Genomic DNA, 8446 nt, shown 5'->3' on the forward strand with positions numbered 1-8446 from the left:
GCCTGATGATATGGACATCCCAAGCTCCTCACTGCTCGCATCCCTCGCTTCGCTGTCCCACCGCGAACGCCTGATCCAGCTGAAGGGGCCTGAGGAAGGCCTGGTCGTCGAACGCTTCGAAGGCATCGAATCGGTGTGCGGCGACAACCGCCTGCAGATCGACTGCCTGTCCACCGACGCGTTCCTGGACCTGGAGCCGTGGCTGGAACAGCCGCTGACCCTGCAGCTACGCCAGGCCGACGGTTCGCTGCGCCAGTGGCACGGGCTGTGTACCGAGGCTGCGCAGCTGGGCAGCGATGGTGGCCTGGCCCGCTATCGCCTGATCCTCGAACCGTGGACCGCGCTGCTGCGCCTGCGCCGCAATGCGGTGATCTTCCAGGATCTGGATACCCGCGCCATCTGCGAACAGATCTTCGCCGACTACCCGCAGGCCCTGTTCCGCTTCGACGTGCAGGCCGAGCTGCCGGCACGCGCGATCACCACCCAGTACCGCGAGACCGACTGGGCCTTCGTCACCCGGCTGCTGGCCGAAGCCGGCCTGGCCTGGCGCATCGAGCAGGCGCAGGACGACGATGCCGCACACACCTTGGTGGTGTTCGAGCCGGGCGCCGAGCTGCCCGACGCAGGCCGCGTGCGCTTCCATCGCGCCGACATGGCCGAGGCCAGCGACGGCATCACCGCCTTCGCCGAGCGCCAGCAGCTGGTGCCCAACGCCAGCACCGTGGCCAGCTGGCACAGCGAGCAGGTTGGCGCCGTGGCCGCGCACTCCAGCGCCGATGCCGGCACCCTGCCCGCCTTGGAAGTCTACGTGCAGCCGCGCGCCGGTCGATTCGCCCAGGCCGGCTGGGCCGACGCCGAAGCACAGGCACGGCTGGACGCGCTGCGCGTCGGCCAGGTGCTCTACAGCGGCAGCGGCAGCGAGCGCCAGCTCGGCGCCGGCAGCACCTTCACCCTGGCCCAGCACCCGCAGCACGAAGGCCAGGCCTTCCAGCTGCTGGCCGTGCAGCATGTGGCCCTGAACAACCTGGACCAGGGCATCGCCGAGCTGCTGGGCAGCGCCGCGCTGGAGCGTGGCGCCTACCGCAACAGTTTCCTGGCCACTGGCAGCGGCGTGCCGCTGCGCGCCCTGCCGCAGGACCGGCCGACCCTGCATGGCCCGCAGACTGCACGCGTGGTGGGCATCGCCAACACCGCCGTGACCCCCAACCGCGAGCACCAGGTACGCATCCAGTTCGGCTGGCAGCGCGGCAGCAGGCCCAATCCCGGCGGCCTGACCGACACCGGCAGCGCCCAGCCCGGACACGCTCCCGGCGACCACACCAGTGGCAGCTGGGTGCCGGTGGCCGAGTGGGTGGCCGGCCCCAACTGGGGCACGGCCTTCCTGCCCCGCGTGGGCAGCGAAGTACTGGTGGAATTCCTGCACGGCGACATCGACCAGCCGCGCATCACCGGCCAGCTCTACAACGGCGAAGTCGCTCCGCCCTTCGGCGGCGGCATCGACGAGAACGCACGCCACCCCGGCGTACTCAGCGGCCTGCACACCCAGGCCCATGACGGTAGCGGCACCCAGCAATGGGTGATCGACGACACGCCCGGGCAGCTGCGCACGCGCCTGCACAGCTCACTGGCCGACAGCCGGCTGGAGCTGGGCTACCTGATCGCGCACCAGGACACCGCCCGCGGCGCGCTGCGTGGCGAGGGCTTTGAACTGGCCACCCAGGGCTGGGGCAACGTGCATGCCGGCGAAGGCCTGCTGCTGTCGGCCAGCCTGCAGGAGCGCGCGGCGTCCACGGTGATGGACAATGCCAGCGTAGTGGCCCAGCTGAAGGGCGCCGAGCGCAGCCTGGAACAGATGCAGCAGACCCTGGCGCAGCAGCAGGTGCCGGGGTTGGCGGAGTTCGAGCGCACCAAGCAGCTGCGCGAGCAGATCGACCCGAAGGCGCAGGGCCGCTATACCGGCGACGTGAACGGGCAGAGCGCGATGAAACCCGGCAGCGATGGCCGCAGCGCCGGTGACCAGCCGGTGGAACGGCTGGGCACGCCGCTGCTGCTGGCCGAGGCACCGCACCATGTGGCCTGGACCACCCCGGCCAGCGCGGTGGCCTACGCCGGGCAGAACCTGCAGATGACGGTGCAGCAGGACCTGCACGTCAGCGCCGGCGAGACCATCGCCACGGTGTCCGGCGAGCACGTCTCGCTGTTCGCGCAGAGCGGTCCGCTGCGGGTGATCGCCGCGCAGGGCCCGGTCAGCCTGCAGGCCCACGACGGCGAGCTGGAACTGCTGAGCGATCAGGCGTTGACCATCACCGCCACCGACGACCGCATCGACGTGCTGGCGCAGACCAAGGTGGTGCTGCAGGCCGGCAGCAGTGCGATCACGCTGGAGGGCGGCAACATCACCTTCAGCTGCCCCGGCGAGTTCAAGGTCAAGGCGGGCGAACATCCGTTCATGGGGGGAGGCAGCACCCCGGCCAGCCTGCCGCCGCTGCCCGCTTTCACGATCAAGCCTGATCCGGGCCGTACCTTCGAAAGCACGTTCGCCTACGACCAGCTGCGCAGCATCGCCGAGCAGTCCACACCGGTCGAGTTCGTCATGATGATGGCGCCGACCTTCGGCTTCGATGTTCCGGCGCGGACCTACATGAAGCTGCAGGACGCGCTGAAGAATGGCAGCCTGCAGGCACCCGAACACAAGGTGATGGCCGGCGCGCCCTACCCGGCCGACTACGACAACAGCAAGCGCATCATCCGCGTGAACAGCATGGCGGCAGACCGCGCGGCGACGACCATCGAGGCGTCACGCGAACTGCTGGCGGTGCTGCTGCATGAGTTCGGGCACCACGTCGACAACGTGCTGCGCAATGATCTGGCGGAGAAGGATGCGAACGGCAAGCCGACCCTCGCTGCCGACAGCGGCAAGGAGGAAGGTACTGCACTCGCCTATCGCCTGGCGTTCTTCGACCTGGAAGGCACGCACGAAACCGAGTATGCGCAGTACACCTCGCCCGAGTTCAACGGTGCGTTGAAGGTGAACTATGCGGAAGTACAGGCTGCACTGAAGCAACAGGGGCCCGTGGCCCAGGAAACCAACAAGAGCGAGGATGGGCGCTACGAGGGGTTCAGTGCGGGTGATGGCCAGAACCATGACAAGCGACCCAACGAGTCGTTTGGGCATCGATCGATTGAGGCGGTGCTAGAAAAAGCTCAGTTCACATCGACTGAGCGCATGGCGATCTACTTTGGCAACTGGCTCCGCGACTACTCCCAGCTTCTCGATCCAAAGATTGTACGTCCTCCCAATCTCCCCAAGGACCTCGGCAAGCATCTCTCACGTGACGCGCTCACCAAGATCGTCGACATTCTGGCTGGGGGAGAGTTTCACAATCTTCGCTTCAAGAACAAGAGTCAGTACGAAGTCACCCCTGCACGTCTAGGCGTATACAAGCCTAGTGAACACATCGATAACCCAAAGAACATCAAACCCGAGCCAGCAGACCCGAAGACCATCGACAGGGACTTTGAGCCTTGGGTTACTCCTGGAAGTGCTCTTCTTGAGATAGATCCGAAAACGTCAATGAAGCGCTACATCATGCGCTCCAGAGACTTCATGTCGTCAGAACTGAACACTGCGCTCTCAAAGGGCAAGACACCCGATGGCATGCGTCATTTTGGTTCTGCCCTGCATGTTCTTGAGGACTACTTCGCACACTCCAATTTCTGCGAACTCAGCTTGAGAAAGCTGGGACACAGCACCGTGCTCCCTTGGACGTCGACTGCCAATTGCACTCATCGATACCCTGTGGTCACCGGGATGTTTGGCTCGACGGACGTCATCGCAAGCCTTGCCGAACCCATTGCTCACAAGCTCTTCGGCGTAGAAAGCTGGGAGTTCAAGGCGAGCAAGCCTGGCGAGCGTTCCGACGGTGAGAAGATCATGCTGGTCCTTCTTTCCGAGCACAGCGATCAGCGTTACTACAAAGCATTCCAGGATTTCCTCAAACTTCGAGACCGCATTGCACGAATCCCTGGACATGAGTATCTGGAGCGGGCTGGCTGGATCGCCAGCGCGCCAATGCGCGCGGTGCTCAACTGCTACAACTTCGTCTATCAACAACTCCTGCTGCTCGTAGGCAACAGTGTGGACGACGCACAGACAATGTTCGATTCCGACCCAAACAAAAGTGGGTCAACCGACCCTAGTCATTCCCAGCTGGCTAAGGACCACGACGTCCATCCGCTGCATACATTGGCTGCTCAGCTGGCGCAACAGGCCGTCCTCCAGGTTGGGCAAGCGATGGCGGGGCGATGGCGGGGCGATGCATCACGTGATCCGGTCAAGATCGCACAGTCCTATCTGGTTCACCCCAATGATACGAACTGGCAGGACGCGACTGTTGCAGCTTGGGCCAAAGAGCACACTGCGGCGATACGGCGCGCCTCGTCCGCCACCGAACTTGAGCACCTGCACGAAGAACATGGAAAGCACGCACTGGAGAACATCCGTCGCGTGGGTCGCTACGGTTCAGACAGCTGGGACTACATCACTCGCTTCTATGAAGATCTTTTCGGCGAGAAGAACCAGGTAAAGTCTAGATGAACTCAAGATTCCTTCTCTCGATAGCGCTGTCGTTGGTCTTCGCTGCATGCAGCGCCGCACCTCAGGATGAGCAGCCGAAGCAGAAGCCAGCGGCCATTTTCGAGAATGGCTCGATCCTCATCGGCTCACAGCGCGTTGAACTTGGCGCCCCCGTCAAGGCATGGATTGCCGTCCTTGGTAGCGACTATCGCTTCGCCGATCCTGAGTTACCGATCATGATGATCTGGGATGAACTGGGGATCGCTGCCTACACGGGCCCAACGAAAGAACATCGCGTCAACTCAGTCTCATTCGTCCTCCGTGTTCCTCCCAGGTCATCTGGCGGCTATGAACCTCCAGGAGAAGGAATTCAGCCACGCAAGACTTTTTCGGGTGCGGTCTCGTTCTCGGGCACTCCTGTGAACAATACGACGCAGGTTGATGACATACCCCGACTGAGCGGAGGTTTACTGGAAGTACACTGCAGCCAGGGAATTGCCCTCTGTAGCGCGAACAGGACAGATCAGGCGAAGCTGGATTACTCCTTCTATTTCTCCGTGGACGATAAGCGCTACAGCAGCTACATATACAAACTCAACATCGAGAAAGACGACGCTCCAGATTGAGGAGGCACGGAACCACCTTCACAAGCAGTGACCACACGGCCTCATCATCGACAGCGGGCAATTCAACGGCGACATGAAGATCTGCGACATCCCGGCCGCCCGATGCACGATGTTTGAGATTCACTGCAGCAAGGGCATCGGCACATGCATCAGAAATCGGGTTGATGGCACTACTCGTGGCTGCTCCATCTACTTCAGGGCTGACGAAAGGCGATACGATCACCTCCCGTACACCCTCGAAGTCAGCCGCGAGACCAACTGATGTACGCTGCGGTGCCATCGAGAATCCTCCTGATTTCGTTTTCTGTGCTTGCATTTGCTGCCTGCGATGCCAAGCATGCCCCGGGCTCAGGCGAAAGCAATGCAGCCCCTTTGGCTTTCCAGGATGACTACGTCAAGTACAACGGACAGCGCCTGGATTTCACTCAGGACCTGTCCGACTGGATCAACGTGCTTGGCCCCAACCATCGCACCGCGTTTCCCGATGACCCTGGCATTGTGGTCTGGGACGATCTGGGCATCCGTGTCTACACCAACCATCCCAGGAATCAACGTGTGGTCACAGCATCAGTCACCCTTCGAGGAGAACCCGAGGATTCGCTGTCCTACATCCCACCAGGCGAAGGCGTTCGACCTCGCCAGGACTATGCCTACTCCGTTCTGGTCAACGGTGTCCGCGTAAACAAGGGCACTCGCGTAGGCGACATCGCACACCTGAGCGGAGGACAGCTACGCATTGACTGCAGCCGCGGCATAAGCATCTGTGGCGCAAGCAGGAACGATGAAAAGTTCATCCAGATGAAGATGTATTTCGGAGTGGATGACCGACGGTACGACAGCACCCCCTATGTCATCGAATTCGGCCCTGGAAGCAACCTGGCTCATTGAAATTCATCAAGTACGATCATGACGATAGTGTGCAGTCGTCAGTGACACGAGGATCCCTTCGACAGGCGGACCTGCTACGGCGATCTGCTTGGGGAGAAGAACCAGGTGAAGCCAAAGAAATGATCAGAAGACATCTGCTCGCCTCACTCCTTGTTCTCGTTCTTGGCGCGTGCAGCGATGCACGGACGGCAGACCCTGCGCGTGGTGGAACCAGTGCTGCGGCGGACCTGGCGTTCAACGAAGACTACGTCGAGTACAAAGGACATCGCCTGACGTTCAAGCAGGATCTTGCCGCCTGGGAAAAGGTACTTGGCTCCACGCACCGCAACGCGCTTTCGGATGCCTCGGACATCGTTGTCTGGGACGACCTGGGCATCCGTGTCTATACGAACTACCCAAAGGATCTGACGGTCCGCACCGTCGCCGTCACCCTGAAGGGCCTGCCTGAGGACGCGCTGGCCTACATTGCGCCCGGTGAAGGCGTTCGTCCGGGCAAGGACTACACGGGCACTGTCGCGGTCAGTGGCGTGAACGTGGACAGCAATACACGTGTCGGGGACATCGCGCAGCTGAGCAATGATCGGCTGCGCATCGACTGCAACCGTGGTATCAATCTCTGTACCGCAAGCCGCAGGGATGCCCGATTCATCCATGTCAGCACCTACTTCGGCGTCGATGATCGTCGTTATGACAGCATCCCGTATGAGATCGAGTTTGGCCCGGAACGTGATGATGCGCGTTGAACCCGCGGTTTCGCAGACAGGTTCCTCTCGTTTCACGCTGCTGTTCGTACTCATACTGACTGCGGCCGGCTGTGGTTCGCATCACGTGCCATCGGCATTCATGACCACGCCATCGCTGCCCGAAGCGGAACTGAAAGAGCTCTACCCTGGCACACTGCTGAAGCAACTGGCTTTCAAGGACGTAGACGGCCCGGGCCTGCTGCTGCTTTCGCGCAGCGCACAGGCATTGCCGGCGCAGGGCGACGCAGAACCGCTGGATCAGATCACGCTGCGTGCAGAGCTGTTCCGGCGCACCGATGAGGCGAGTCCTTGGGTTTCGCGCTGGAGCGTCGAAGATCCGGTTCAATGCGAAGGCCTGGATCTGGAGGCAGGCTATTTCCTGGATCAGGTGACAGCCACCGACCTGGACAACGACGGCCGAGCCGAGTTGACGCTGGCCAGCCACAGCGTCTGTGGCGGTGGCATTGACCCGCAGCAGCTGCGCATCGGGCTTCGCCAGGGCGAGCAGTACTACGAAGTGCGTGGCGAATCGCTGGTACACGTGGAAGGCGATGAACCTTTCGGCGGCGAGCGTCAGAACGATCCTGCGCTGGCATCAGCTGCGGCGCCGTTGCGTGCGCACATCGACAGCGTGTGGGAAGCGATCAAGCGCGGGAGTTCGCCGTGACCGTGCCATGGTGCCAGCGCCTGCATCCGCCCGTGCTCCTGCTGGTGCTTTCGGTTGCCGCAAACGCCGCCATCGCGCGCACGCCGCCGCCCAGTCCACTGCAACGCGCCTGCGCGGCCGACATCGAGGAACGTATCGAGCTGCGGTTCGCGGACGGCAGGCATGTAAGCGCCTGCGCACCTGGCGTCGGCGACGGCTGCGCGTACGGCAGCGGGCAGACCACGCTCGACGCTACGCCCGACCTCAACAACGATGGTCGCGCCGACGCGATCCTCACCCACTTCGGCAGCAGCTACGGTGACATCGACGTCACCCATAAACTGGTGCTGGCGCAGTGCCCGGACGGAACCTATGCGCGCCTGCTGGAGGGACGGTTCACCACGCTGGCCGCACCTCCGGCACCGCATCCGGCGTGGCCGGCGCTGGAGGCATCGCGTGACTGTCCGGGCGGCCGGGAAACGATTGCACTGCACTTCGAGCGGGCTGCCGCCCGCTACCGCGGTCCGGAACACTTCGATCCCGACAATGCCTGCACACGCTGAACGACACGGCTTGATCCAGCGCATGCCGTCGCCACGGGCGCGGTGCTATGGTGGCGCCATCATGCCCTCAGGAGTTGCACCCATGAACCGATACCGTCCCACCCACCTTGCCCTGGCCGCCCTCGCCTCGCCCCTGTTGCTGGCCGCCTGTGTCAGCACGCCAGGCCCGGAGGTGAAGGGCACGGGCCGCTGTGATGCCAGCCAGCTGGGCTGGGCGATCGGCCAGCCAGCCAACGAACCCAACATCCGCCGACTGTCCAGCGAAAGCGGTGCCGGCCTGGTCAACCCGATCGGCCCCAGCACCATCACCACCAGGGACATCCGCCAGGACCGCCTGCGCGTGTACGTGGACAAGGACAACATCATCACCGCGACCCGCTGCGAATAAGCGCGGCAGCGGGCTT

At 62.9% G+C, this 8446-nt stretch carries 8 protein-coding genes; 7 read left to right on the forward strand and 1 reads right to left on the reverse strand.

The window, feature by feature from the left end; translation table 11 throughout:
- Positions 1–10: 10 nt before the first annotated feature.
- Together tssI and N5D91_RS19805 are read left to right on the forward strand one after the other, a co-directional pair.
- Positions 11–4597, forward strand: a complete 4587-nt coding sequence (tssI, locus tag N5D91_RS19800) for a type VI secretion system tip protein TssI/VgrG (protein WP_180854583.1) — start codon at positions 11–13, stop codon at positions 4595–4597.
- Positions 4594–5202 carry a hypothetical protein gene (locus tag N5D91_RS19805; protein ID WP_180854584.1) on the forward strand — a complete coding sequence of 203 codons (609 nt, stop codon included), beginning with the start codon at positions 4594–4596 and terminating at the stop codon, positions 5200–5202. The genes tssI and N5D91_RS19805 overlap by 4 nt, the downstream gene beginning before the upstream one ends.
- On the opposite strand, the gene N5D91_RS19810 is transcribed toward N5D91_RS19805, so the two are convergent.
- Positions 5171–5482, reverse strand: a complete 312-nt coding sequence (locus tag N5D91_RS19810; RefSeq protein ID WP_180854585.1) for a hypothetical protein — start codon at positions 5480–5482, stop codon at positions 5171–5173. The two genes, N5D91_RS19805 and N5D91_RS19810, sit on opposite strands and share 32 nt — an antisense overlap.
- Here N5D91_RS19810 and N5D91_RS19815 point away from each other — a divergent pair.
- The 5 genes from N5D91_RS19815 to N5D91_RS19835 all read left to right on the forward strand — a co-directional run bounded on the left by N5D91_RS19815 (position 5464) and on the right by N5D91_RS19835 (position 8430).
- On the forward strand, positions 5464–6090 hold the full coding sequence (locus tag N5D91_RS19815) for a hypothetical protein (RefSeq protein ID WP_180854586.1): 627 nt from the start codon (positions 5464–5466) through the stop codon (positions 6088–6090). The two genes, N5D91_RS19810 and N5D91_RS19815, sit on opposite strands and share 19 nt — an antisense overlap.
- Entirely contained in the window at positions 6087–6833 is a 747-nt protein-coding gene (locus tag N5D91_RS19820) for a hypothetical protein (RefSeq protein ID WP_180854587.1), read from the forward strand. The genes N5D91_RS19815 and N5D91_RS19820 overlap by 4 nt, the downstream gene beginning before the upstream one ends.
- Positions 6742–7500, forward strand: a complete 759-nt coding sequence (locus N5D91_RS19825; protein ID WP_180854588.1) for a hypothetical protein — start codon at positions 6742–6744, stop codon at positions 7498–7500. The genes N5D91_RS19820 and N5D91_RS19825 overlap by 92 nt, the downstream gene beginning before the upstream one ends.
- Complete coding sequence (locus N5D91_RS19830) at positions 7497–8042, forward strand: hypothetical protein (protein WP_110712674.1); 546 nt, start codon at positions 7497–7499, stop codon at positions 8040–8042. Before N5D91_RS19825 ends, N5D91_RS19830 begins: the two co-directional genes overlap by 4 nt.
- Positions 8043–8124: 82 nt before the next feature.
- On the forward strand, positions 8125–8430 hold the full coding sequence (locus tag N5D91_RS19835) for a hypothetical protein (RefSeq protein WP_110712675.1): 306 nt from the start codon (positions 8125–8127) through the stop codon (positions 8428–8430).
- Positions 8431–8446: the final 16 nt, after the last annotated feature.

It is taken from the genome of Stenotrophomonas sp. GD03794 (assembly GCF_029842145.1).
Classification (GTDB): Bacteria; Pseudomonadota; Gammaproteobacteria; order Xanthomonadales; family Xanthomonadaceae; genus Stenotrophomonas; species Stenotrophomonas riyadhensis.

What these genes read in the sequence shown, in the direction of transcription:
- tssI (WP_180854583.1), top strand. Translation starts at nt 11, where the DNA reads ATGGACATCCCAAGCTCCTCACTGCTCGCATCCCTCGCTTCGCTGTCC.
- N5D91_RS19805 (WP_180854584.1), top strand. Translation starts at nt 4,594, where the DNA reads ATGAACTCAAGATTCCTTCTCTCGATAGCGCTGTCGTTGGTCTTCGCT.
- N5D91_RS19815 (WP_180854586.1), top strand. Translation starts at nt 5,464, where the DNA reads ATGTACGCTGCGGTGCCATCGAGAATCCTCCTGATTTCGTTTTCTGTG.
- N5D91_RS19810 (WP_180854585.1), bottom strand. Translation starts at nt 5,482, where the DNA reads ATGGCACCGCAGCGTACATCAGTTGGTCTCGCGGCTGACTTCGAGGGT.
- N5D91_RS19825 (WP_180854588.1), top strand. Translation starts at nt 6,742, where the DNA reads ATGTCAGCACCTACTTCGGCGTCGATGATCGTCGTTATGACAGCATCC.
- N5D91_RS19835 (WP_110712675.1), top strand. Translation starts at nt 8,125, where the DNA reads ATGAACCGATACCGTCCCACCCACCTTGCCCTGGCCGCCCTCGCCTCG.